Origin of the sequence: Microbulbifer agarilyticus (genome assembly GCF_001999945.1) — a bacterium.
Classification (GTDB): domain Bacteria; phylum Pseudomonadota; class Gammaproteobacteria; order Pseudomonadales; family Cellvibrionaceae; genus Microbulbifer; species Microbulbifer agarilyticus_A.
Genome location: NZ_CP019650.1, coordinates 713728 through 738018 on the forward strand (window position 1 = coordinate 713728; position 24291 = coordinate 738018).

Annotated in this window: 25 protein-coding genes; 20 read left to right on the plus strand and 5 right to left on the minus strand. The window is 57.7% G+C overall.

The window, feature by feature from the left end:
- Positions 1-46 precede the first annotated feature (46 nt).
- The 15 genes from Mag101_RS02940 (at position 47) to nusB (ending at position 13187) form a co-directional block, all read left to right on the plus strand.
- On the plus strand, positions 47-733 hold the full coding sequence (locus Mag101_RS02940) for an energy transducer TonB (RefSeq protein ID WP_077400571.1): 687 nt from the start codon (positions 47-49) through the stop codon (positions 731-733).
- Positions 734-822: 89 nt separating this feature from the next.
- A complete protein-coding gene (locus Mag101_RS02945) occupies positions 823-1512 on the plus strand; it encodes a MotA/TolQ/ExbB proton channel family protein (protein ID WP_077400574.1) in 690 nt (229 codons plus the stop codon).
- Positions 1509-1949, plus strand: coding sequence for an ExbD/TolR family protein (locus tag Mag101_RS02950; protein WP_077400577.1), 441 nt, complete (start codon positions 1509-1511; stop codon positions 1947-1949). Before Mag101_RS02945 ends, Mag101_RS02950 begins: the two co-directional genes overlap by 4 nt.
- Positions 1950-2078: 129 nt before the next feature.
- Positions 2079-2882 carry a heme/hemin ABC transporter substrate-binding protein gene (locus Mag101_RS02955; RefSeq protein WP_198040071.1) on the plus strand — a complete coding sequence of 268 codons (804 nt, stop codon included), beginning with the start codon at positions 2079-2081 and terminating at the stop codon, positions 2880-2882.
- Positions 2883-3018: 136 nt separating this feature from the next.
- A complete protein-coding gene (locus Mag101_RS02960) occupies positions 3019-4086 on the plus strand; it encodes a FecCD family ABC transporter permease (RefSeq protein ID WP_077400583.1) in 1068 nt (355 codons plus the stop codon).
- Between the two features lie 15 nt (positions 4087-4101).
- Positions 4102-4884 carry a heme ABC transporter ATP-binding protein gene (locus tag Mag101_RS02965; RefSeq protein ID WP_077400586.1) on the plus strand — a complete coding sequence of 261 codons (783 nt, stop codon included), beginning with the start codon at positions 4102-4104 and terminating at the stop codon, positions 4882-4884.
- A gap of 235 nt (positions 4885-5119) precedes the next feature.
- Complete coding sequence (gene glyA / locus Mag101_RS02970) at positions 5120-6385, plus strand: serine hydroxymethyltransferase (RefSeq protein ID WP_077400589.1); 1266 nt, start codon at positions 5120-5122, stop codon at positions 6383-6385.
- Positions 6386-6740: 355 nt separating this feature from the next.
- The gene (locus Mag101_RS02975; RefSeq protein ID WP_077400592.1) at positions 6741-7838 is read left to right on the plus strand and encodes an extracellular solute-binding protein; all 1098 of its coding nucleotides are present in this window, start codon (positions 6741-6743) and stop codon (positions 7836-7838) included.
- Positions 7839-7941: 103 nt separating this feature from the next.
- Positions 7942-8400, plus strand: coding sequence for a Fur family transcriptional regulator (locus tag Mag101_RS02980; protein WP_077400595.1), 459 nt, complete (start codon positions 7942-7944; stop codon positions 8398-8400).
- A 136-nt stretch (positions 8401-8536) separates the two neighbouring features.
- Positions 8537-9031, plus strand: a complete 495-nt coding sequence (gene nrdR / locus Mag101_RS02985; RefSeq protein WP_077400598.1) for a transcriptional regulator NrdR — start codon at positions 8537-8539, stop codon at positions 9029-9031.
- Between the two features lie 23 nt (positions 9032-9054).
- Positions 9055-10164 (plus strand): bifunctional diaminohydroxyphosphoribosylaminopyrimidine deaminase/5-amino-6-(5-phosphoribosylamino)uracil reductase RibD, encoded by a 1110-nt coding sequence (ribD, locus tag Mag101_RS02990; RefSeq protein WP_418287758.1) that lies wholly within the window; start codon positions 9055-9057, stop codon positions 10162-10164.
- Between the two features lie 43 nt (positions 10165-10207).
- Entirely contained in the window at positions 10208-10870 is a 663-nt protein-coding gene (locus tag Mag101_RS02995) for a riboflavin synthase (protein WP_077400605.1), read from the plus strand.
- Between the two features lie 58 nt (positions 10871-10928).
- On the plus strand, positions 10929-12044 hold the full coding sequence (gene ribBA / locus Mag101_RS03000; protein ID WP_077400609.1) for a bifunctional 3,4-dihydroxy-2-butanone-4-phosphate synthase/GTP cyclohydrolase II: 1116 nt from the start codon (positions 10929-10931) through the stop codon (positions 12042-12044).
- Positions 12045-12259: 215 nt separating this feature from the next.
- Entirely contained in the window at positions 12260-12730 is a 471-nt protein-coding gene (gene ribE / locus Mag101_RS03005; RefSeq protein ID WP_010131707.1) for a 6,7-dimethyl-8-ribityllumazine synthase, read from the plus strand.
- Positions 12731-12746: 16 nt separating this feature from the next.
- A complete protein-coding gene (gene nusB / locus Mag101_RS03010) occupies positions 12747-13187 on the plus strand; it encodes a transcription antitermination factor NusB (RefSeq protein WP_077400612.1) in 441 nt (146 codons plus the stop codon).
- A 60-nt stretch (positions 13188-13247) separates the two neighbouring features.
- Here nusB and Mag101_RS18095 read toward each other — a convergent pair whose 3' ends face one another.
- Positions 13248-13394, minus strand: coding sequence for a hypothetical protein (locus tag Mag101_RS18095; protein WP_232325113.1), 147 nt, complete (start codon positions 13392-13394; stop codon positions 13248-13250).
- On the opposite strand from Mag101_RS18095, the gene thiL reads away from it, so the two are divergent.
- From thiL to rsgA, 5 genes are all read left to right on the plus strand, one after another.
- Entirely contained in the window at positions 13332-14174 is an 843-nt protein-coding gene (gene thiL / locus Mag101_RS03015; RefSeq protein ID WP_232325193.1) for a thiamine-phosphate kinase, read from the plus strand. The genes Mag101_RS18095 and thiL overlap by 63 nt on opposite strands.
- Before the next feature lie 21 nt (positions 14175-14195).
- Entirely contained in the window at positions 14196-14720 is a 525-nt protein-coding gene (locus Mag101_RS03020; protein ID WP_077400614.1) for a phosphatidylglycerophosphatase A, read from the plus strand.
- Between the two features lie 6 nt (positions 14721-14726).
- A complete protein-coding gene (locus Mag101_RS03025; RefSeq protein ID WP_232325114.1) occupies positions 14727-15374 on the plus strand; it encodes a TIGR02281 family clan AA aspartic protease in 648 nt (215 codons plus the stop codon).
- Between the two features lie 31 nt (positions 15375-15405).
- Positions 15406-16014 (plus strand): GTP cyclohydrolase II, encoded by a 609-nt coding sequence (ribA, locus tag Mag101_RS03030; RefSeq protein WP_077408007.1) that lies wholly within the window; start codon positions 15406-15408, stop codon positions 16012-16014.
- 707 nt (positions 16015-16721) lie between these two features.
- The gene (gene rsgA, locus Mag101_RS03035; RefSeq protein WP_232325115.1) at positions 16722-17777 is read left to right on the plus strand and encodes a ribosome small subunit-dependent GTPase A; all 1056 of its coding nucleotides are present in this window, start codon (positions 16722-16724) and stop codon (positions 17775-17777) included.
- A gap of 65 nt (positions 17778-17842) precedes the next feature.
- Here the strand turns inward: rsgA and Mag101_RS03040 are convergent, their stop codons facing one another.
- The 4 genes from Mag101_RS03040 to Mag101_RS03055 all read right to left on the minus strand — a co-directional run bounded on the left by Mag101_RS03040 (position 17843) and on the right by Mag101_RS03055 (position 24291).
- Entirely contained in the window at positions 17843-19633 is a 1791-nt protein-coding gene (locus Mag101_RS03040; protein WP_077400624.1) for a DUF885 domain-containing protein, read from the minus strand.
- A 493-nt stretch (positions 19634-20126) separates the two neighbouring features.
- Positions 20127-22058: a 1-deoxy-D-xylulose-5-phosphate synthase gene (gene dxs, locus Mag101_RS03045; RefSeq protein ID WP_077408009.1), complete on the minus strand. Its 1932-nt coding sequence runs from the start codon at positions 22056-22058 to the stop codon at positions 20127-20129.
- Positions 22059-22256: 198 nt separating this feature from the next.
- Complete coding sequence (locus Mag101_RS03050) at positions 22257-23960, minus strand: Na(+)/H(+) antiporter subunit D (RefSeq protein WP_198040072.1); 1704 nt, start codon at positions 23958-23960, stop codon at positions 22257-22259.
- Complete coding sequence (locus tag Mag101_RS03055) at positions 23953-24291, minus strand: hypothetical protein (protein WP_077400630.1); 339 nt, start codon at positions 24289-24291, stop codon at positions 23953-23955. The genes Mag101_RS03050 and Mag101_RS03055 overlap by 8 nt, the downstream gene beginning before the upstream one ends.

Consider the following 24291-nt stretch of genomic DNA (forward strand, 5'->3'; position numbering starts at 1 on the left):
CCCAAGTTGCTAACCTGCGCTGCAGTTACTGAGAGGGCGGAGAAAAGTGAAACAGCGCCTGCTGATTATGGTGTCCTGCTCGTTTGCCCTGCATGCATGGCTGCTGTGGGCTGCGCCCGCCGTTGATGTGGATCAGGCACCCTCAGGTACCACGGCGCTAAAGCTTGGCCAGCTCAAGCTCGCTGCTGCCCCGGCAGCACCGCAAGCGGTAGAGGCGCCAGTACCGGTAAAGCCCGAGTCGGCAAAACCGGTGGCGGCTAAACCAGAACCTGTAAAACCTGAGCCGGTTGCCAAGCCCAAGCCAGTGAAAAAGCCTGCGCCGCCAAAGCCCACAACCAAACCGGCGCAGAAAAAGGCCGAGCCGATAGTTGCACAACCTCAGGTTGCAGCGGAAACGAAACCGCAGGATGAGGCGAGCGCCCCGAAAAGCACGCAACAGAGCGTGAGCGATGAGCCGGTATTGATTGAGCGCCCGGCTTTCGCCAGCCCACCCGGTGCCCCGGTTTATCCAGAGCTGGCACGCAAACGCCGACAACAGGGAACGGTGGTAGTGGAGGTACAGCTGGATCAGGCTGGTGCCCAGGTGGTGCGTCGCTTACTGAAATCCTCCGGTGTGGACAGTCTGGACGAAGCGGCACTGAAAGCCGTTGCCGGATGGAATTTTCTTCCTTATCGGGAGGGCGGCCGCGCGCGTGTTTCCCGTGTTCAGCTGCCAATACGGTTTGCTCTCTAAAGGCATGCCAATTGTGAGAATTACTCTAGAAATCACTTGTGAAAAAACACTGGTAAATAAACCGGTCCACGGAAATTTTTGAGATCGAAATGTTCGAGCACCTCTCCCTAGCGGATTTTTTTATTCAGCTCGGCCTTATGGGTTGGCCCTTGCTTGTGGTGTCTGCACTGGCTTTGGCGCTTCTCGGGGAGCGCCTGTGGTTTTTGCTGAGCACCGGTCACCGAGGGATTAGTGGTTCTTTTAAACGTTTGCAGTGTTCCGATGAGAGTGGCCTCGACCGACTCGCGCTGGAATGCGAAACAGAACGGGCGCTGGCGAGCCAGGCAATCGCTCTGTTGTTGCAGCACCGCAAGGTGGAAAAAAGCCAGCGGGAAGAGATCGCCGCAGTTTGGCTGCAGGATCAACGTCGCCGCTTGCACAGCGGACTTCGCCTGTTAATGGTGATTGGCATTATCAGTCCCCTGATGGGGCTACTCGGTACTGTGCTCGGGCTGATCGGAATGTTTGCCGGCCTTTCCGGCAGTAGCGAACCGGTGACGCCTGCGCTACTGGCCGACGGTCTGGGTATGGCTCTTAGTACAACGGCCGCTGGCCTCATCGTCGCGCTGCCGGCTATTGCCGGCGCACACCTGCTAGCCATCTGGAGCGACCGGGTGGTGGCGGACCTCGAGCATTTGTTTAACCGCGGTAACCTGTGGCTCGAAGGACTGGACCCGTGTTGTAAAACTCCGGAAGCCTGCGTGCGCGATGTGGTGAATATTGCGGAGCCGGCCTTGTGATTCGTGTCAGTCCGGAAAGCTCCCGGCAGTTTTCCATGGCCAATTTGGCACCTGACCTGACGCCGCTGCTGGATATTATTTTTATTGTTTTAGTGTTTTTACTGCTGACCGCAAATATGCGACTGGCATCGCTGCCAATGGATTTGCCGGCCAGCGAACACGCCGCTGCCACCATGCCTACGCACCCACTAACGATTTCACTCTCCAATGATGGCCCCGAACTCTGGGGTATTGATGGCGAGGGTTTCCGCACACAAGCGGAATTCGAGCGGTCGTTGATGACGTTGTTGGCTGCAGAGTCGGATCGCCCCGTTGCGCTGGCTTCCGACCGCAATGTTCCGGTGCAGCGGATGCTGGATCTGTTTGCGCTACTGCAGAAGCAGGGCGTGGAAGTGGCTGAGATTGCCTTGCAGCCACATACGGCGAGTGCGCCGTAAATGCTCGCCTCGATAAACGATTAATAAGATTTTTTCGACTGGATTTGCACTATGAATTTTCCGAAACCTTGTAATTGGAGATGGAAATGGAAGCGCTCACTCTCCCGTTTGTTCGGAGCTTCCGCACTGATGCTCGTCAGCAGTGTTGCCCTGGCGGTGCCGGAGAGAGTGATCAGCGCGGGACACTCCATTACCGAGCTGGTGCTTGCATTGGGTGGCGGTGACAGTCTCATCGCAGTGGATTCCTCAACGCGTCTGCCCGCAGATTTTCGTGCGCTACCAGTGGTTGGTTACTACCGGCATCTGCCGGCCGAGGGCCTGCTGGCACAGAACCCACAATTGTTGGTGGGGGGCAATCATATGGGGCCAGCAAACACGCTGACACTGCTGGAAAACTCCGGCGTGGAAATCGTGCAATTGCCCGAGGCGGAGAGTGGCGAACAACTATTGGAAAATATCCAGCGACTGGGAGAGGTCCTAGGTAAGCCCATAGAGGCGGTGAAGCAAAGCGTCGAGGAACAATTGGCTTCTCTGGCACGTGCGCGCGCGGCGCTGTCGCAACCGCCGCGCATCTTATTTGTGCGCGCGCAGAGTGGCCGTGGCCTAAAGGCAGCTGGGGTTGGTACCAGTCCGGACAGCCTGATTCGGCTGGCTGGCGGTGTGAACGTGGTGACATTTGACGGTTACAAGCAGTTGTCCGACGAAGCACTGGTTGAACTGCGCCCGGACTGGATCCTGTTTTCCGATGATCAGGCGGAGCAGTTGCGCGATGGTGCTGAATTGCTGGTGTGGCAACCGCTGCTCAAGCTTACCCCGGCAGGAAAGCGAGCTGCATTTTTCGCGGTGGATGGCTATGCATTACTAGGTGGTCTGGGGCTGGCTAGCCTGCGTGAGGCCAAAAAGTTGAACGATAAGATTTCCGTAGACCGGTAAGGTTGCTCCGGAGCGAGCGCAAGCCTGTTGTAAGGCCCGGGATAAGGCCTGATGGAAGGCTTGATAGAAGGTATAGTGGCGGTGCATCGGGCAGCGTCCCTGTGCGCGAAGATGATCGAATTGAGGTATCCGTCCTGTGGAGTTTCGCCTGAGTGATAAAAGCCTGCTGCCAGTGCTGACCGCACTGCTGTTGCTGGGGAGTGGCCTCTCTCTAGCGGTGGGCGCTATGCATATTACCTGGCAAGACGTGGTAGCAGGATTGCTGCACTGGAGCTGGCCGGGTGCTCTGGATCTGGATGTGCCGGACCAGTACGCCCTGGTGCTCGGTGAAATCCGTCTGCCGAGATTGCTGCTTGGCCTGATCGTGGGCGGCACTCTGGGCATGTGTGGTGCGGTGTTGCAGGGCATGTTCCGCAACCCGCTGGCGGAGCCCGGCATTATCGGAGTTTCCTCGGGCGCCGCGGTCGGCGCGGGCACTGTGCTGGTATTTGGCAGTGTGCTCGCCGGTACTCTCGGTGCCTGGATGGGCACTTTGTTTGAACAGGTGCAGTGGTTCCTGTTACCGGCTTTTGCCAGCGCGGGTGCAATCCTGGCTACCTGGCTGGTGTATGTCCTGGGTGACCGCGGGCGCTCGGTGGTAATGATGCTACTGGCCGGTATTGCGGTTTCGGCCCTGGCTGGGGCGGTGCTCGGTATGTTCGCCTACGTGGCGACCGATACTGCGCTGCGAGACATGACCATGTGGCAGCTGGGCTCCTTGGCGGGGGCTACTTGGACCTCGGTGCTGGTCACTGGGTGTATTTTTATTGCCAGTAGCGTCCTGCTTTGGCTTCGAGCTGGCGACCTCAACGCCCTGTTGCTGGGGGAGTCTGAAGCCCGCCACCTGGGGGTGGATGTGCTCGGCCTGAAACGCCAGATCATTGTGCTAAATGGCATCGCCGTGGGCGCCGTGGTTTCGGTATCCGGGATTATCGGGTTTGTAGGCTTAGTAGTTCCGCATATCGTGCGCCTGCTGCGTGGACCGGACCACCGCTTTCTGATTCCCTACAGCGCACTGCTCGGTGGCTTGTTGCTGACTGTGGCAGATACCATTGCACGCAGTGTGTTTGCGCCGGCTGAATTACCGGTGGGAATCCTCACCGCCATTATCGGGGCGCCGTTCTTCCTGTTCCTGCTGTGGCAGCAGCGTCGCCAGATCTTTTAAGGGGGAGGAATCACCGTGTTATTAGAAATCTCTGATCTTTCGATTCGTTACCCGCGCGCAGAATCGCCGCTGCTGGAACATATCTCCCTGAGCTTTCACTGCGGCGAAGTGACCGCGCTGCTTGGCCCCAATGGCTGTGGCAAGACGTCACTGTTACGCGCAATCAGCGGGGAGCTGGATTACGCCGGACATATTCAGCTGCTCGGCCGCCCTCAGGCAGACTGGTACCGTTCTCAAACCGCACGCAGGTCTTTGGCACGCCGCTACGGTTTGCTGGCGCAGCACTCCAATCTGAATTTTGCCTTTACCTGCCGCGAAGTTGTGCAGCTCGGCCTTGGGCCCGGCAGTCTGTCGCGTGCCGAGCAGGAAACCCGCATCCAGCACTATATGCAGTGTGCCGACGTGTGGCATTTGCGCGACCGCCTGTTTCCCAGCCTGTCTGGCGGGGAGAAGCAGCGGGTGCAGCTGGCCCGCGTACTGTCGCAGCTCAGCCTCGCCGACCCCGGCGATGAAAAGATCCTACTGCTGGACGAACCCACCTCCGCCCTCGATCTCAAGCACCAGCACGAAGTGCTGGCACTGGCCCGGGAAGTGGCCGACGAGAAGACCGCGGTGATCGCAGTGCTCCACGACCTCAACCTCGCCGCCCGCTATGCCGATCGCATGGTGATGCTGGCACAAGGTCGTATCCAGGCCGACGGTACTCCCGCTGACCTGCTGCAGCCAGCATTGATCGAGCAGGTGTATGGCTATCGTGGCCAGCTGGTGGATGTGGCTGGCTACAGCGCGCTGCTGTAACCCGCGAAGCCAGAATTGGACGTTAGAGAGGCCGGCTTGCGTGCTCTCTTATTGTCTGCTTGAGCAAAACTGCGGCCCGAATTGAAATTGTTTCATGTGCACCCTTTGCGCTGCAGCGCCTCCCTTGGTGTACAATGCGCCGCTTTCTGGGGGCGGGCCGGTCATAACGGGTCGGTATTTGCCCTTGTCGAGATTATGCTTGCGCGATTCGCGCCTTATCATCCGAGGGAATACCATGTTTGATAAATCAGTCACCCTTTCTTCATACGACCCGGATGTGTGGTCTGCCATCCAGGACGAAGACCGCCGCCAGGAAGAGCACATCGAGCTGATCGCCTCGGAGAACTACACCAGCCCGCAGGTGATGGAAGCTCAGGGCACCAGCCTGACCAACAAGTACGCCGAAGGTTACCCGGGCAAGCGTTACTACGGTGGCTGTGAGTACGTCGACAAGGTAGAAGCCCTGGCTATTGAACGCGCTAAAGAGCTGTTCGGAGCCGACTATGCCAACGTGCAGCCGCACTCCGGTTCCCAGGCCAACGCCGCGGTATACCAGGCACTGTGTGCCCCGGGCGACACCGTGCTGGGTATGAGCCTGGCCCACGGTGGTCACCTGACCCACGGCGCCAAAGTGAACTTCTCCGGCAAGATCTACAACGCGGTGCAGTACGGCCTGAACGCCGAATCCGGTGAAGTGGATTACGACGAAGTTGAGCGCCTGGCGCTGGAGCACAAGCCGAAGATGATCGTTGCCGGCTTCTCCGCCTACAGCCGCATCATGGATTGGGCGCGTTTCCGTGAAATCGCCGACAAGGTAGGTGCCTACCTGATGGTCGACATGGCGCACGTTGCCGGTCTGGTTGCCGCGGGCGTATACCCGTCCCCGGTTCCTCACGCAGACGTGGTGACCTCCACCACCCACAAAACCCTGCGCGGACCGCGTGGCGGCATCATCATTGCCAAGGCCAATGAAGAGATCGAGAAGAAGCTGAACAGCGCGGTATTCCCGGGCGGCCAGGGCGGCCCGCTGATGCACGTGATCGCGGCCAAAGCGGTTTCCTTCAAGGAAGCCATGAGTCCCGAGTACAAGGACTACCAGCAGAAAGTTGTTGAGAACGCGCGCGCGATGGCAGAGACCTTCCTCGACCGCGGTATCAATATTGTTTCCGGCGGTACCGACGACCACCTGATGCTGGTGGACCTGATTGGCAAGGAGTACACCGGTAAGGATGCAGACGAAGCCCTGGGCAACGCCAACATCACCGTAAACAAGAACGCGGTACCAAACGACCCGCGCTCCCCGTTCATCACCAGCGGCCTGCGCGTTGGCACCCCGGCCATCACCACCCGCGGTTTCGGCGTGGAAGAGACCAAGCAGCTCACCAACTGGATCTGTGACGTACTGGACGCGCTGGAGAAGGGCGATGCAGACGCAACCATCGCCGAGGTGAAAGCGAAGGTGCTCAATATTTGTGCGAAATTCCCGGTCTACAAAGACTGAAGCTAAGCACTTCTGTATCAAAAAGGCTCCTTTAGAGGGGCCTTTTTTCTTTGTGTTGCAATTAAGTTAAAAAATCATCTCGCTGGACTGTAAAACAGACTGCTGATTCTGTTTTAATACGCGCCCTCAAAACCGAAGTGAACTTCGGGTCTGTATTTTGGCACCCGTCGGCGCGGTATTTGCTTAGGGTTTTTGGCGGCATCAGGGAAGTGTTGCTGACTTAACGGTCTGTGTAAGTGACCGAAACTTTCGGGTCCGAGCGGTTTCAGGATTCGAGGCTTTGCTGGTTAGGCGGGAGTGCCGCGGCAAAGCGCTGAAGCCACCGCGCAGCATGGCTGCGGAACGAGAGTAAAGCATGCGTCCAGTTTCCAATTTGTTGGTCATCCTGACCGCCGTTTTTGCCTTCAGTGTGAGTGTCCAGGCGCGTGAGCTGCACGTCGCCAACTGGTCGGAATATATCGCCGAGGACACCCTTACCGACTTCGAAGCCGCTACCGGTATCAAGGTCCACTATTACGAGTTTGACGATATCGAAGAGCTCGAGGAGCTCTGGCTGAATGAAGGCCGCAGTTTCGATGTGATCGTGCCGGGCTCCGACAATATTCCCAAGTACATTGCCGCAGGGCAGCTGCAAAAACTCGATCGCAACCGTATCGATAATTGGTCCCAGAACGACCCTAAATTTATGCAGCGTCTGGATCAGTTTGATCCGGGCAATCAGTACGCATTCCCCTATCTCTGGGGCACGGTCGGCATTGGCTATAACGTACAAGCTGTACAAAAAGCTTTCGGCGGTTATTTGCCGGAGGATAGCTGGGACCTGCTGTTTGACCCTGAATCTCTTGGCAAACTGCACCACTGCAACGCCACCCTGATGCGTTCACCGGAAGAAATTTTCGACGTTGCGCTCAAGTATTTGGAGAAAGACCCTAACTCCATGCGTGTTGCCCACCAGTACATGGTGGCTAATTTGCTGTCTAAGGTGCGCCTGCATATCAACGATTTTGACTCCGGTGAATATGTCGAAGAGTTGGCCAGTGGTGAGCGCTGTATTGCCCACGCCTGGAGTGGCGATGTTCTCGTCGCTCAGGAAATGGCCGCAGAGGCCGGTAAAGACTTTGAGATCCGCTATGTGATGCCGAAAGAGGGGTTTCCGCTGTGGATTGATGTGCTGTCTATCCCCACCGATGCGCGGAATGTGGATGCGGCTTATCAGTTCCTCAACTATTTGATGCAGCCTAGTGTCATTGCCAATATCAGCAACGAAACCCAGTACGCGAATGCGAATGTGGCGGCTCAGGATCTGGTGGATCCGGCGCTACTGAATAACCCTGCGGTGTATCCACGCGCGCAGGAATTGGAGCGTACCTGGATTCCAACTGCGACTAAGTCCCGTGTGCTCGCCCTGCGTCACAAGCTCTGGCAGCGCATTATTGAGCGTGAAAGCCTCTAACTGAGGACCTCAGACTCCTTAGGCGGTCATGTAGGCGGGGTGGCGATTTTAGACCGAATGTCAGAGGTGCTAGAATCGTTGGCCTTGCAGAATGGAGCCTCGAATGAAGCAGACTCAGGTTAATCAGGTCATGCAGCGTGCCAGCGAGCGCTGCAGTGAAAATGGCGTGCGTTTTACCGAAAAACGCCAAAGTATCCTGAGGCTATTGCTGAAGTCGCCCGCTCCGCTTTCCGCTTACGAAATTGTCGACCTCTACCGGGAAGAGACCGGCGAGACAATCCAGGGGATGTCGGTCTACCGGATGCTGGACTTTCTGGTGGAGAACGCCCTGGCGCACAAGCTGGTTTCCGCCAACAAATTTGTCGCCTGTTCCCATATCGCCTGTCACCATGACCACGAAACGCCGCAGTTTTTGATTTGTGAAAACTGTGGTGCGGTGAAGGAAATTGCGGTTAAAAGTGAAGTGGTAAAGACCTTGCGCAAGGGGGCCGCCGATGCCGGGTGGCAATTGCTGAGCCCGGCACTGGAGTTGCCCTGTCTTTGCGATCAGTGTGCTGCCTAGCAGAACCTATCTCTGACCCCTGTCAATTTCTTTATCCAGAACCCGGCTCTGCACGTGCCCCTCGTTGGGCCCGAATAGCGGGGAAATAGCACTTATGTGTTAAACTGCGGCCCACTTTTTCGAGGGCCCTCTCCCCATGCACTGTCCCTTCTGCAGCGCAGATGAAACCAAAGTCGTAGATTCCCGCCTGGTTGCCGATGGTGACCAGGTACGCCGCCGTCGTGAGTGCCTGCAGTGCCACGAGCGCTTTACCACCTTTGAGACTGCCGAGCTGCTCCTGCCGCGGGTAGTGAAGCAAAACGGCCATCGCGAGCCCTTCAATGAAGACAAGCTGCGTGCCGGTATCCAGCGCGCGGTAGAAAAGCGTCCGGTGAGCACCGAGCGGGTAGAAGCTGCGGTCGCCCAGATCAAGCACTCCCTGCAGGCCACCGGCGAGCGCGAGTTGCCCGCCCGGCATATCGGCGAACTGGTGATGGAGCAGCTGCGGGAGTTGGATCAGGTGGCTTTCGTGCGGTTTGCCTCCGTATATCGTCGTTTTGAGGATGTCAGCGATTTCAGTGACGAGATTGAGCGCCTGAACACGCCTCACGAGAACCTGCCCCACGAGAAGTCACCAGGGGAGGTCAAGTAATGGCCTTTAGCCCCAGAGAGTTGATGGCCCGCGCTGTTCAATTGGCGGAGCGCGGCCTCTACACCACCATGCCCAACCCCCGAGTTGGCTGTGTCATCGCGGATGCTGACGGCAGTATTGTCGGTGAGGGCTGGCACAAGCGTGCCGGCGAGCCCCATGCAGAAATCGAAGCGCTGCGGGATGCCGGTGAGCAGGCGCGCGGCAAAATCGCCTATGTCACCCTGGAACCATGCAGTCATACCGGTAAAACCGGCCCCTGCGCCGATGCCCTGATCGCCGCTGGCGTGGCCAAGGTGGTATTCGGTATGGAAGACCCCAACCCCAGTGTCAGTGGCAACGGGTTACAAAAACTGCGCGATGCGGGCATTGAAGTGGAAGGCCCATTGCTGGAAGAATCCTGCCGGGCGCTGAACCCCGGGTTCATCAAGCGCATGACCCTCGGATTGCCCCTGGTGCGCAGCAAGTCTGCCATGAGCATCGATGGCCGCACCGCCATGGCCAGTGGCGAGTCAAAATGGGTTACCGGCCCGGCGGCGCGAGCGGATGTGCAGGCGCTGCGTGCTCGTAGCTGTGCGGTGGTCACCGGTGTGGATACGGTGCGTTACGACAACCCGAATATGAATGTGCGCCCGGAAGAGATGGCGCTGTCGGCGGAGCTGGCCGCAGCTTCCGCAGAGAAGCAGCCACTGCGGGTCATCGTCGATAGCCAGCTGCGCACCCCCGCCAAGGCCTTTATTTTGCAGGGGGATGCCCCCACATTGGTGGTCACAACCGATGCTGCGGAGCCTGAGCGCCGCGCGCGCCTGGAGAAGGCCGGTGCCGAGGTACTGGTGCTGCCTGCCGATAAAGAAGGCCGAGTGCATCTGGGTGAATTATTGCAAGAGCTCGCCCGGCGCGAGTGCAACGAGGTGCTGGTCGAGAGTGGCGCGACCCTCTCTGGCGCCTTTATGTACCAGGGTCATGTGGACGAAATCATCGTCTACATGGCGCCCAAGATACTTGGCTCCAGCGCCCGGCCGCTGTTTGAGCTGCCAATCGAGCGTATGGGCTCCATGCTGCCCATCACCATTACCGATATGCGGGCGGTTGGTCACGACTGGCGGATTACCGCGACCACCGATATCGAGCGCTAACCGCCGGTATGGGTTAGCAACAGGTAGTTAAAAGGTAACTGAATTGTTTACTGGAATCGTTGAAGCCGTAGGTGAGATCGTTGCCCTTCAGCCGAAGGACGGGGACCTGCGCCTGCGCGTAAAGACCGGCAAGCTTGACCTGTCTGACGTCAAGCTGGGTGACAGTATCGCCACTAACGGCGTTTGCCTGACCGTGGTCGACCTGCCTGGCGATGGCTACTGGGCCGATGTGTCCGCAGAAACCCTCGCCGTCGCCACCCTGCAGGATTGGAAACTCGGCGACAAGGTGAACCTGGAAAAGGCACTCACGCCACAGACCCGCCTCGGTGGGCATATGGTGAGCGGCCACGTTGATGGCATTGGTGAAGTAGTCTGGCGCAAGCCCGCTGCCCGCGCCGAGCAGTTCCGCCTGCGCGCACCGGCAGAGTTGGCCAAATACATTGCCCACAAGGGTTCAATCACCATCGATGGCACCAGCCTCACCGTAAACGCGGTGGATGGTGCGGAGTTCGAGCTCACCATCGTGCCGCACACCATCGCGGAAACGGTGATTGGCGGTTATCAGGCTGGCACCAAGGTGAACCTGGAGGTCGACCTGATTGCGCGTTATCTGGAGCGGCTACTCTTGGGGGATGCCGCGGCCGAGCCGAAGAGCGACGGACTGACCATGGAATTTCTCGCCCAGCATGGCTTTTACAAGGCCTGAAGCGAAAAGACATAAATGTACGGGTCCCTAAGGCACCGACGACAATATTGAGAGAGTTATGGAACTGAATAGCGTTGAAGAACTGATCGACGATATCCGTCAGGGCAAAATGGTTATCCTGATGGACGACGAAGATCGCGAGAACGAGGGTGACCTCGTCATCGCCGCCGAACAGGTGCGCCCGGAAGACGTCAACTTTATGGCCACCCACGCCCGCGGCCTGATCTGCCTGACCTTGACCGGCGACCGCTGTGAGCAGCTCGACCTGCCGCTGATGTCCCGTGACAATGGCGCCCAGTTCAGCACCAACTTCACCGTCTCTATCGAAGCTGCCGAAGGCGTTACCACCGGTATCTCCGCCGCCGACCGCGCCCGCACCATCCGCGCAGCCGTTGCCCGCAACGCCAAGCCGTCCGATATCGTGCAGCCGGGCCACATCTTCCCGATCAAGGCCCAGCCCGGTGGTGTACTGAGCCGCGCCGGCCACACCGAAGCCGGTTGTGATCTGGCTCGCCTGGCCGGTTTCGAGCCCGCTGCCGCCATCGTCGAGATCATGAACGAAGACGGCACCATGGCCCGCCGCCCGGACTTGGAAAAATTCGCCAAGCAGCACAATCTCAAGATTGGCACCATCGCCGACCTGATTAACTACCGCGCCCTTAATGAAAAAACCGTTGAGTGCGTGAACGAGCGTCGTGTACACACCGAGTTCGGTGAATTCAAGCTGCGCACTTACCTCGACAAAGCGCGCCGCGAACGCCACTTCGCCTTCAGCCTCGGTGACTTCAATCCGGAAGAACCGACCCTGGTGCGTGTACATGTGGCCAGTACCCTGCGCGATGTATTTAGCCTGCGCCGCGGTGACGAAAAGTACGAACCCTGGACGTTCCGCAGTGCGCTGAAAAAGGTCAAGGAAGAGGGCAAGGGTGTCGTGGTGGTGATTTGCCACAACGAAACCACCGATGAGATTGAAGAGAGCATCGACTGGTTGATCAGCGGCAAGCAACAGCGCCCGAGCCAGGATCTGGTGTACAAGCAGGTAGGTACCGGCTCGCAAATTTTGCGCGATCTGAAAGTGCGCAAAATGCGTTTGATGAGTGCGCCGTTCAAGTTCAGCGCAATTTCCGGTTTTGACCTGGAAGTTGAAGAGTACCTGAACGCGGAAGAAATTTAGGAAAACATGGGGTGTAAGACCCCGTATTTTTGAATCGAAGGCGGAGGGCCGGGTATAAGTTTTCAGGAGCGTCGCAAACAGGAAGTTTGCGCCGCAGCGCCCAGGGATGGGTTCACAGCGGTCCTGAAAACTTATACCCGGTGCTCCGCCGCCACTGCTCTAGGGCCAAAGAGATACCAAGGGCTCAAAGTGGAAAACAGAAACGGAAAGAGACCATGAGCAAGATCAAAGTTATCGAAGGGGATTTCGTAGGCAGCACCGGTAAGTACGCACTGCTGGTGAGCCGCTGGAACAGCTTCGTTGTGGAGAGCCTGAAAGACGGCGCGCTGGACACCCTGCGTCGCAAAGGCATCAAAGAAGAAGACATCACCATTTACTACGCCCCGGGTGCTTTCGAATTCCCGCTGGCCGCGCAAAAAATTGCCCAGAGCAAAAAATTTGACGCCGTCATTGCACTGGGTGCAGTGATCCGCGGCGGCACCCCGCACTTCGAATACGTAGCTGGTGAATGTACCAAAGGCCTGGCCCAGGTATCCATGGATACCGGCATCCCTGTGACCTTCGGTGTCCTCACCGTAGACTCTATCGAGCAGGCCATCGAACGCTCCGGCACCAAAGCCGGCAACAAAGGCTGTGAAGCCGCGGAAACCGCCCTCGAAATGGTTTCCCTGCTGGGCAAAATCTAAACCGGACTGAATTGAAATGACCGTAACCGCATCTGCCCGCCGCAAGGCTCGCCACTACGCCATGCAGGCCCTGTATCAGTGGCAAATGGCTGGCTCTAACCTGAATGCCATCGAAGCCGAGTTTCGTACCGACAACGATATGAGCAAAACCGACGTGCCGTACTTTCACGAGTTGCTGCACGGCGTGGCGAAAAATCTCGACGAGGTTGAAGGTATCTACACCGAATACCTGGATCGCGACGTCGAAGAGCTCGACCCGGTGTCTCGCGCGCTGCTGCGCATGTCCACCTTCGAGCTGAAAAACCGTATCGACGTCCCCTATAAAGTCGTGATCAACGAAGCCGTTGCGCTGGCGAAAAAGTTCGGCCCTACCGATGCCTTCAAGTTTATTAACGGCATTCTCGACAAGGTTGCAGTGAAAGAGCGCAGCGTCGAAGTAAAAGCCGACAAAGGCTAAACCGCGCATGCCTGGCCCCGGTGAATTTGAACTGATTCGGGAGTACTTTTCCTCTCGCTTTCAAACCGAGGGCCAGTCCAATTCTGGGGGCAGGGTTATGCCAACCAGGGTGTAGAACTGGGCATTGGCGACGACTGCGCGCTGCTGAATCCACCCACCGGTAAAACGCTCGCCACCAGTGTCGATACCCTGGTGGCGGATGTGCACTTTCCTGCAAACGCCGACCCCTATCGTATTGCCAGCCGCGCGCTGCGTGTCAACCTTTCGGATCTCGCGGCGATGAATGCGGACCCCCTGTGGTTTACGCTTGCGCTGACGTTGCCCGAGAGCAATCCCGACTGGTTAGAACCGTTCGCGCGCGGGCTTGCTGAGACCGCCCACCTGCATGGCATAACGCTGATCGGTGGTGATACAACCAAGGGGCCGCTGTCGATCACGATTCAAGTCACCGGTGCCTGTGATGCGCCACTAAGGCGCGATGGCGCGAGTGCTGGCGATCACATTTTTGTTTCCAACACACTGGGTGCCGGCGCCGCCGCATTGCCCATTGTGCTGGGTGATATCGAAGGCAGTGCGGAACAGCAACAGCAAACCGAGGCGGCCTATTATTTCCCGGAGCCGCAATTCGCGGTGGCCCGAGCCATTGGCAAATATGCCAGTGCCGCACTGGATATTTCTGACGGCCTGCTCGGGGATCTCGCGCATATCTGTGAGGCCAGTGATCTCGGTGCCGAGCTGGATGTGGAGCGTTTGCCGATAGCGCCACTGGCACAGAGTGTAAAAGGCGAGGGCGCCCTGGAAACCGCGCTTACCGGCGGTGATGATTACCAGCTCTGTTTTACTGTCCCCGAGCAGCATTTGCATGCATTGGGGGAGCTGCAGTTACCGATTGCGGCCATCGGTCGTATGACTGCGGAAAGCGGCGTGCGGTGTCGATTACACGGGGTCGACTGGCAGCCGAGCGGCACCAGCTTCCGACACTTTTAAGCGGTGGAGAATAACAACAGCATGAGCACCAACTCGACAACGAATTCAGGTCCCACCCCGAAGCCCACGCCAACCATGGCCGAGCTTTTGCGCAGCCCGGTGCTGTTTCTCGCGTTTGGCTTTGGTTCTGGTTTAGCCAAAAAGGCGCCGGGAACTTTCGGGACTCTCGCGGCGGTACCTCTCTGGTACGGACTGCAGTTTCTGTCGCCGCTGGCCTATCTGGCGGTTCTTGTTATCACCTTTGTCGTGGGTTGCTACCTGTGCGGTGCCGCGTCCAAGAAGCTCGGTGTGCACGACCACGGCGGCATCGTGTGGGACGAATTTGTCGGCTACTGGCTCACCATGTTTATGGCCCCGGTGGGCTGGCTGTGGGCCCTGTACGGATTTGTCCTGTTTAGAATTTTCGATATCGCCAAGCCCCCGCCCATCGGCTGGGCTGACCGCCGTGTGCACGGTGGTCTGGGGATCATGCTGGACGATATACTGGCAGGAATTTACGCCGCGCTGGTGTTGCAGGGCACGGCTTATCTGATTCACACACTCTGAGGCCGGATGCCCATGAAGCTGCGCGGTTTATTCATACTCGCTGTCACGCTGTTAGTGCCAGCCATTGCCAGTGCACAGGAAGTGCGTTTGCAGGCCATTTTCGGCAGCAGTGCCATGTTTGAGGTGGACGGCAAGCAGCGCCTGCTGAAGTCCGGTAAAACCTCACCTGAGGGCGTGACACTGGTGTCGGTAACCAATGACCATGCACTGGTGCGTATTGATGGGCGCGAACAGAAGTTGACCCTGGCGGCGCCGGTAGCGGCAAATTATGCCAAGGCCGAGCGTGCTGAAGTACGCCTGAATCCGGACAGCCGCGGCCATTACAGCACCACTGCGTGGATAAATGGGCGCCGTGTGAATGTGATGGTGGATACTGGAGCCACGAGTATTGCGTTTAATTACCCCACGGCCAAAAGCCTGGGGCTGGACCTGTCGCGGGCAAGGCCCATGACGGTCTCTACCGCCAGCGGCGTCGAAAAAGCGTACAGGCTGCAGCTGGCGAGTGTCACCATCGGTGGTATCACGGTACACAACGTGGAGGCTACCGTACTGGGTAGTGATTTCCCCACTGTGACACTGCTGGGCAATAGTTTTTTGAGTCGTGTGGACATGCAGCAGCAGGATGGACTGTTACTGCTGCGCGCGCGCAATTGATGACGATTTTGATGGATCGCGAGGTATCAGCTTGACCATTCGCTATGTGGAATCTTCCAAACTGCCAACGTCTTGGGGCATGTTTGAGATGCACGGTTTCGAGGAAGTGGAGAACGGCAAGGAACACGTTGTTCTGAGCATGGGAGATCTCGACACAGATGCGCCGGTGCTGGCTCGTATCCACTCCGAGTGCCTGACTGGGGATGCGCTGTTCTCCCTGCGCTGTGACTGCGGCGCGCAGTTGCAATATGCATTGCATCGCATTGCCACCGAGGGCCGCGGTGCGGTGTTTTACTTGCGTCAGGAAGGGCGCGGCATCGGTCTGTTGAATAAGATCCGCGCGTACCACCTGCAGGACGCGGGCGCCGATACCGTAGAGGCGAATGAACAGCTTGGCTTCGGCGCAGATATACGGGATTACTCGATCCTGAAACCGATGATCGATCACCTGGGTATCAAGTCGATTCGCCTGATGACAAACAACCCGCGCAAAGTAAAAGCACTGCAGGATCTCGGTGTACAAGTGGCCGAGCGACTGCCCCATCAGTCCGGTCGCAATCCGCACAACCTTAATTACCTTTCTACCAAGAAAGGCAAGCTGGGGCACCTGTTCGACGGCGATGAAAACCCTGACAAGTGATTGCTCTCGCTGACCTGCCGATGGAAGTAGCTGACTGCGAGCGGTTTTCGTTGTCACAAACCTTTCATAAAAGCGTCATGTAAAGGAAACGGGAAAACGCCAATCTATAGGCGAGCAAGATACTGATTCTGCAAAAAGCTCAGGAAGAGCAAGCGAAGTACTTTAGGACTGCGGAATCGCCAGTGGTGTCTATACTCGTAGTTATCTGATCGCTGAAGGTCGAGAAAGGTGATGTACCGTCAGCGCTAGGATATAGAAAGCCGGCTTTTGCCGGCTTTCGTTCGTTCTGTCCCTAGGAAAATATTTCTGCCGCCAACGTTACAATTTTGGCGCGTAAACGGGCCTGTTTATCCGCGGTTATTGCAGTCGCGCTGCAAGGCTGTTAAGTTGTACGAAATTTCACCAGTGGAGAATGGTTCATGAGTGTATCCAGTTTCCGCCGGGCCAGCTGCGACTGACGTTTCCGTTTTCAGTCTCTCTGCCCGGCAAGTCCTATTGCCGGGTTTCGTCTATTCCATCGAAACCCCAACTGATCGTGCCCAGACATTGTGTTCTGTGGCCAAATCATCCGTGCCCGCAGCCTTTCCCAAAGTGAGGAAAAGTCATGTGGCGGGCACCCCTGAGGGTTTAGGACATTGAGTAAATCCCTGATTTCACGTCGCCCAACTTTTCGACGTGGCGCCTCCGCAGCGGGCGCAAAAACACCTTTGAATAGCGTATCTCCACTCAAGCAACTCGGCTGGAAACCATTTTTTCAGCAACAGCTGAGTCTGGATGAGTTAAACGACTGCCAGCCGGTAAAGGTCATGGCGGTGCACCGCAGCCAGATCGAAGTATCCGGCGAGTCGGGAGAGGAGAGCGTATTGGTCAGTGGCGCCCTGTTCGAGGATGCCGCAGAGCGCCCTACCGTGGGCGACTGGCTGCTGCTGGCACGCGAGAGCCGCAAGCCTGTACGCCGGCTGGAGCGCAGCAGTCTGTTCAAGCGCATGGCACCGGGTGCCAAGCAGGTTCAGCTGATCGCCGCCAATGTGGATAACGTGCTGATCGTTTCCTCCTGTAACCAGGACTTCAACCTGTCGCGGGTGGAGCGCTATCTGGCACTGGTGAAGGAAGCGGGTTGTCGCGCCTGTCTGGTATTGACCAAGGCTGACCTGGACGAGAATCATGCGCCGTTTCACGATGCGCTCAAGGGGCACCGCGATCTGCCAGTCGTATTGGTGAATGCCCTTGACACAGAAAGCGTAGCGCCATTGCGGGATTATTGCCGCAGTGGCGAAACACTGGCGTTGCTTGGCTCGTCCGGTGTGGGTAAGTCCACCTTGCTGAATAGCCTTGCGGGAACCGAATTAGCCGCAACCGGCGGTATTCGTGAAGACGACAGCAAGGGGCGCCATACCACCCGTCATCGTGCGCTTTATCCGATTGTGGATGGAGGTCTGATTCTAGATAGTCCGGGTATGCGGGAGCTGGCGCTCGCGGATATTCGTGAGGGGTTGGAGGCAACTTTTGCGGACATCTCGGCGTTGTCGGAGAAGTGTCGTTTCGCGGATTGTGTCCACGAGTCAGAGCCCGGCTGTGCTGTGCAAGCGGCAATCGAGGCCGGTGAGCTGGATGAGCGTCGCCTGCACAACTGGCGCAAACTGGAAAGGGAAGTGGCGCGCAACAGCAAAACACTGGCGGAGTCGCGTGCCTCAGACCGCTCGTTGAGTCAGCTGTACCGTTCGGTGCAAAACCATGCACGGGCTAATAAAAACCGCACGTGATTTGGCACTCAATTTTGACCGCCATTAAAAAGGGCCGCGTTTGCGGCCCTTTTTTGTCTGAGAAATTAGTTAAGTGCTGCCTGCCCCGCCGAATCATCTGCAGGGGCGGTCCGACTCAGGCTGCCCCCTTGAGATTCGATCCAGCGGTTCATGCGCGCCTCAAGTAAATTGAGCGGCAATGCACCGGCGCCCAACAACGCGTCGTGGAAATACCGAATATCAAAGTTATTGCCGAGGGCTTCTTCCGAGCGGGCGCGGATTTCCAGAATCTTCAGCTGTCCAACCTTGTAGGCCAGTGCCTGGCCCGGCCACACCAGGTAGCGGTCGATTTCCACTACCACATCATGCTCCGGCTTGGCGCTGTTATTCATGAAATAGCGAATGGCTTCGTCACGGCTCCAGCCCAGCTGATGCATACCGGTATCCACCACCAAGCGCACCGCGCGCCACATATCGTAGGTCAGTGCACCAAACTCGCTGTAAGGGTCCTGGTACAGGCCCAGATCATAGCCGAGGCTTTCGGAGTAGAGTCCCCAGCCTTCCACGTAACCGGTGTACATCTTGGTGCGACGCAGTGGGTGAATATCCTGCTGCTCCTGGGCCAGTGCAATTTGCAGATGATGCCCGGGGACGGCTTCGTGCACGGTCAGGGCTTCCATTTCCCAGATGGGACGGCTTTTCAAGTTGTAGGTATTGGCAAAGAACACCCCGGCACGCCCGGTTTCCATCGACCCCGGCTGGTAGTAAGCGGTGGTCTGGGATTTCTCCGAGTACTCGGGGATTCGCTTGATACCGTAGGGCAATCTTGGCAGCGTGCGGAACAGCGCGGGAATTTCGCCATCAATACGCTTGGCAATATCCCGGTACTGCTTCAGCAGGTCTTCACGACTCTGGTGATAAAACTGCGGGTCGTTGCGCAGGAAATCGGTGAACGCTTTGAAGTCGCCGTCGAAGCCGGTCTTTTCAATAATCGCATCCATCTGTGCGCGAATACGGCGCACCTCTTCGAGGCCGATCTGGTGAATCTCTTCCGGGCTCAGGTCCGTGGTGGTCTGCTTGCGCACCTTGTGCGCATACCAGCGGATACCGTCGGCGTTTTTGGTGAACGCGGTTTCGGTGCTCGCCTGCGGGATGTATTCCCGCTCCACAAATTCGGCGAGGCGCTGCCAGTTTGGCACCAGTGACTTGCGGTAAATATTATGTGCCCGTGCACGCAGTCTATTCTTGCGCGCCTCGGCAATGCTCGCAGGAATGTTATTAAATGCCTTGAGCAGTGGGCTCTGTGCCGGGTCTTGCGGAATCAGTGCGCGAATCTGGCCGGGCAGGTCACGCAGGGTGATTTGTGGCGGTGTCAGTTTCTGCTCAAGCCCAAGCTCCATCAGAATCTTGGTCTGCTCGATCAAGCCCGGCAGTTTGTCGAGGCGCGCGAGTATATCTTCATAGTCCGCAGCGGTGCGCTTGGGCATCGCGTTCAAGACTGCCGGCACACTGCGCTGGATGCCGCTCATGTGGTTGATAGGTAGCAGGTGCTCGGGAAACTGGTAGCCGCGTACATCCAACAACAGGTCTTGGTACAGCAGCTGGTAATCGAGCCGTTCGCTATCGCTGAGCTTGTCTTCGTTTAGCTGGCGACTGGTGGCGAGCAGTTTGCGTGTCTGGTCTTTGCGGCGCTCGATACTCTTCAGGGATTGATCGGTCCAGTCACGCTCTACGCCGGGGTAGCCTTGGTAGGTGGCATTTTCTGGATAGCTTTCCATGATCCAGCGGTAGCGAAGATCCTGCAGGGCGCTCAACTTTTCACTGGCACCAGTTTTCGGCAGCGCCTTCATGGCTTTGTCGAAGTCACGTTGCTCCATAGCCTGTGAGTTTGCACTGGCAAGTATTATGGCGGCCGATAGTGTTACGAACTTAGGCTTTAAGATATTTTTGAATGCTTGGCGTAAGGACATTGTACTGCCTGTCTCTTATTGTCTTTGATGTGTTCCGCGCGGTAGCTACAGCGCGAAAATATAAGAAGTTAAGGCGGGGTGCAGAGCAACTCTTTTCGGAAGCGTCGGCGACAGGGACGTCGCCGACGCAGCTTACAGGGATGTATGTACAGCGGTTCCGAAAAGAGTTGCTCTGTGGCCCGGCGCCACTGCGGTCATGTTCGGAGCTCTTAATTGGAGCTTTGTTTGACGCGTAGTGGCGGCCGAGAATCGGGTGCGGATTTTCAGGACCGCTGTAAACCCATCCCTGGGCGCTTCGGCGCAAACATCCTGTTTGCGACGATCCTGAAAATCCGCACCCGACCCTCAGCCTTCGTTTTAAAGTTCTCTGCTTCGTTAGCGGTCAATGTTGTTGTAACTTTTAAATCGCAGCAGCCTGGCCGTTTGACTGCGCCTGATGCATCTGGTTCTGGCGTTCGCGAATTTGTTCTTCGATACCTTTGGCGTCGAGGCCAATTTCTTTGAGCAGTTTCGGGTGCTTGCCGTGCTCAATAATTTTATCGGGCAAGCCCAGCTGCAGAAGCGGTACCGGGATGATGCGTTGATTCAGGTATTCCGATACTGCACTGCCGGCACCGCCAGCGATGGTGTTTTCTTCCAGCGTGACCAGCAAATCGTGGCTGTCCGCCAGCCGGTCGATCAACTCTTCGTCCAGCGGTTTTACCCAGCGCATATCTACCAGAGTCGCACCGAGTTTTTCTGCCGCTTCACGGGCCGGCGCCAACAACGTACCGAAACTCAGGATCGCTACATTGCTGCCTTCCTGAACAACGCGCCCTTTGCCAACAGGCAGAGCGGTCATGTCTTTTTCGATCTCGATGCCGGGGCCGGTACCGCGCGGGTAGCGCACGGCGGATGGGCCATTGTGCTGATAGGCGGTGTAGAGCAGCTGGCGGCACTCATTCTCGTCAGACGGCGCTGCGATGACCAGATTTGGCAGGCAGCGCATAAAGGTTAGGTCAAAGCTACCCGCATGGGTCGGGCCGTCTTCACCGACGAGGCCGGCGCGATCGATGGCAAAGGTCACGTCCAGGTCCTGGATCGCCACGTCGTGCACCATTTGGTCGTAACCGCGCTGCAGGAAGGTCGAGTAGATCGCCACCACCGGCTTCTGCTCTTCACAGGCGAGACCGGCGGCCAGGGTGACAGCGTGTTGCTCGGCAATGGCAACATCGTGGTAGCGCTCAGGGAAGCGCTCGGCAAATTCCACCATGCCGGAGCCTTCACACATAGCGGGGGTGATACCCACCAGCTTGTCGTCCTGCTCGGCCATATCACACAGCCACTGGCCGAAGATATCCTGGTACTTGGGACCTTTCTTCTTGGCGGTTGCGGCCGCTTCGGGCGACACCGCTACCTGCACCTTGGGCTCCGGTTCGAGCTTGTTCAGCGCGTGGTAACCCACCGGGTCTTCTTCCGCGGGGCCAAAGCCCTTGCCCTTGGTAGTGACTACGTGCAGCAGTTGCGGCCCTGGTTGATTGCGCAGGTTACGCAGGGTGTGCACTAGGTCCTGCATGTTGTGGCCGTCCAGCGGGCCCACATAGTTAAAGCCCAGCTCCTCAAACAGCGTGCCGGGCGTAATCATGCCCTTTACGTGTTCTTCGGTACGGCGTGCCAGCTGCCATGCCTTGGGGATAGCAGACAGGATCTTGCGGCTGCCCTCGCGCATGTTCAGGTACGTCTTGCTGGCGAGAATACGCGCGAAGTAGGTGGCGAGACCGCCCACGTTCTTGGAGATCGACATGCGGTTGTCATTCAGCACCACAAGCATGTCTTTGCCGGTGTGTGCGGCGTGGTTCAGCGCTTCAAATGCCATACCCGCGGTCATGGCGCCATCGCCAATCACGGCGACAACCTTGCGCTCATCCGGGGAGCCCAGCGCCATACCCAGTGCGGCACTGATGGAGGTACTGGAGTGCCCGACACCGAAGGTGTCGTAGGGGCTTTCGCTGCGCTTGGGGAAGCCGGACAGGCCGCCCTGCTGACGCATGCTGAGCATCTGCTCACGGCGGCCGGTGAGAATCTTGTGTGGATAAGTCTGATGGCCCACATCCCACACCACCCGGTCTTCCGGGGTGTTGTAGATGTAGTGCAGGGCGATGGTGAGCTCGACCACGCCGAGACCGGCACCAAAGTGGCCGCCAGTCTGGCCTACACAGTAGAGTAGGTATTCACGTAATTCCGTTGCCAGTTCTGGCAGCTGTTTTTCCGACAGGGCGCGCAGCTGGGCTGGCTCGTCAATCTGGTCGAGCAGCGGAGTCTGCGGGCGTTGGCGGGGGATCTCGTCGAACATCAAGGGTCCTGAATCGGGCAGCCCCAGGCGCCGCATGCTTCCGTGAAGACGAAACGGCGGCCTAAGGTATCAATTGCAACTGATATAAGAAGGGAATTGTATGCCCCTCGCGGGGAGATTGCATCCTGCGCGGCGCACGGCTCCCCGGTCAATCGTCACTTCACAATTCCACAGAGCCCTCAAGACCCCTGTAGCGCCTTACATCCATCCCAGTACCAGGTAGATACCCAGCAACAGCACCACACCGGCCACCATGCTGCCGGTAAGCCAGTTGCGGGCCATGATGCCATCGGCGCGGTGGTGGCTGGCTACCCCTTCCACCAGTCGTGCCACACCGCCAACCGCGGCATTGCGCAGGCGGTTGTCCAGAGCGAATAGGCAGTTGAACAGGCCGCGCATGGCATCCGGTACCAGCCGGCGGTAAACCCACTCCACATCCAGGTTCACCGATGGCAGCTCCGGCGGATACAGGTGGCGCAGGTTCAGCCATACGAACGCGAGTGCGGAGAAGAACAGCAGCTGCAGCTGGGTCAGCACGTGGGTGACATCGTAAGGGGTGTACGAAATCTCGTAAGGCAGCAGGTTATATAGCGCCTGTGGGTAAATACCGATGATCAGGCACAGCGCCGCCGCGATACTCATGGCAATCAACATATTCACCGGAGGCTCGCGCGCCGGCAGCTTGGCGTCGTGAGCGAAGAAGGCGAAGTAGGGGATCTTGATGCCCGCGTGGTGGAACACGCCCGCGGATGCGAACAGCAGGATAAGCCAAACCCAGTCGTAGCCGTTCTTGATTGCCGCACTCATCACCATGGATTTACTGACGAAACCGCTGAACAGGGGGAAGGCGGAGATGGAGGCAGCACCGATGATGCACAGCACCGTGGTTTTGGGCATCTTCTTGTAGAGGCCGCCCAGTTCCGAGCCGTTGATCTTGCCGGTGACATGCAGCACCGCGCCCATGGACATAAACAGCAGTCCCTTGAAGATCACGTCATTAAACGCGTGGGCCACGGCGCCATTGATGGCGAGTGAGGTGCCGATACCAATGCCCACTACCATAAAGCCCAGCTGGTTAATCAGGCTGTAGGCCAGTACCCGGCGCAGGTCGTTTTCGATCACCGCATAGAAAATTGGGAAGCAGGCCATGGTAGCGCCGATGTAAACCAGTAACTCGGTGCCGGGGTAGGCCCGTGCCAGTGCATACACCGCCACCTTGGTGGTGAACGCGCTCAGGAACACGGTACCGGTGGGGGTCGATTCCGGGTAGGCGTCGGTAAGCCAGTTGTGGAAAAACGGGAAGGCGCACTTGATGCCGAACGCGAGGAAGATCATCCAGCTGTAGGCGCTGCCATCGAGCCCGATCTGGCCAAATTCGAGGGTGCCGTGAGTCTGGCCGTAAAAGATGATTCCGCCGAGTAGCAGCAACCCGGAAAGGATGTGCAGGGTGAAGTAGCGCAGCCCCGCCACATAGGCGCGGCCACTGCGGCGCGCCCACACCAGGAATACCGAGGTCAGCGCCAGCAGTTCCCAGAAAATAAACAAGGTCAGCAGGTCGCCGGCAAACACCGCCCCGAGGGCACTGCCCGCATAGAGCATGCTGGCCACCTGTTGCAGGGTGTCGCGTATATGTAGGGCATAGATTACCGAGATGAGTGCGGCAATATGGAACAGGTAACCAAACAGCAGGCTCAGCTTATCGGCTTTAAACAGCAGTAAATTGAAATCGAGGATGGCGTAGTGGCCAAATTCAATACCTGCTCCGCCGGCGCCCAGCAGCCACAAATTGGCGAGGCCAAGTACAGGAACCGCAATAAACAGCAGTGCCCGCATCCAACCGCGCAGAAACAGCCCGAGCGCAGCAGCGATAAAGAACGGAATAAACGGGGCAATTTCAAACACGCTGATGCCCTCCGCTCACAGGGGTGTTGCTGTCTTCATGTGATGGCGTATCACCGTCATCGCTGTTGAAGTCGGTCAGCTCCCGCTTGTCGTAATAGTCTTCCGGGCGCATCAGGAAGGTACGCATCCATTTTGCTGCAAATACCAGAATCACACAGCCCACAAAACCGTAGATGGGATAGAAGCCGGGGAGGCCCTCAAAGCGGAACTCTGTGTGACGATGCACGACAAAATCCGCCGCAAACAGTAGGGCACAGATAACGTAGAACACCCGCAGCATATTGCGGATGTTGTTTGGATTGTCGAAGAAATCCTGTTTTTCACCACTCAT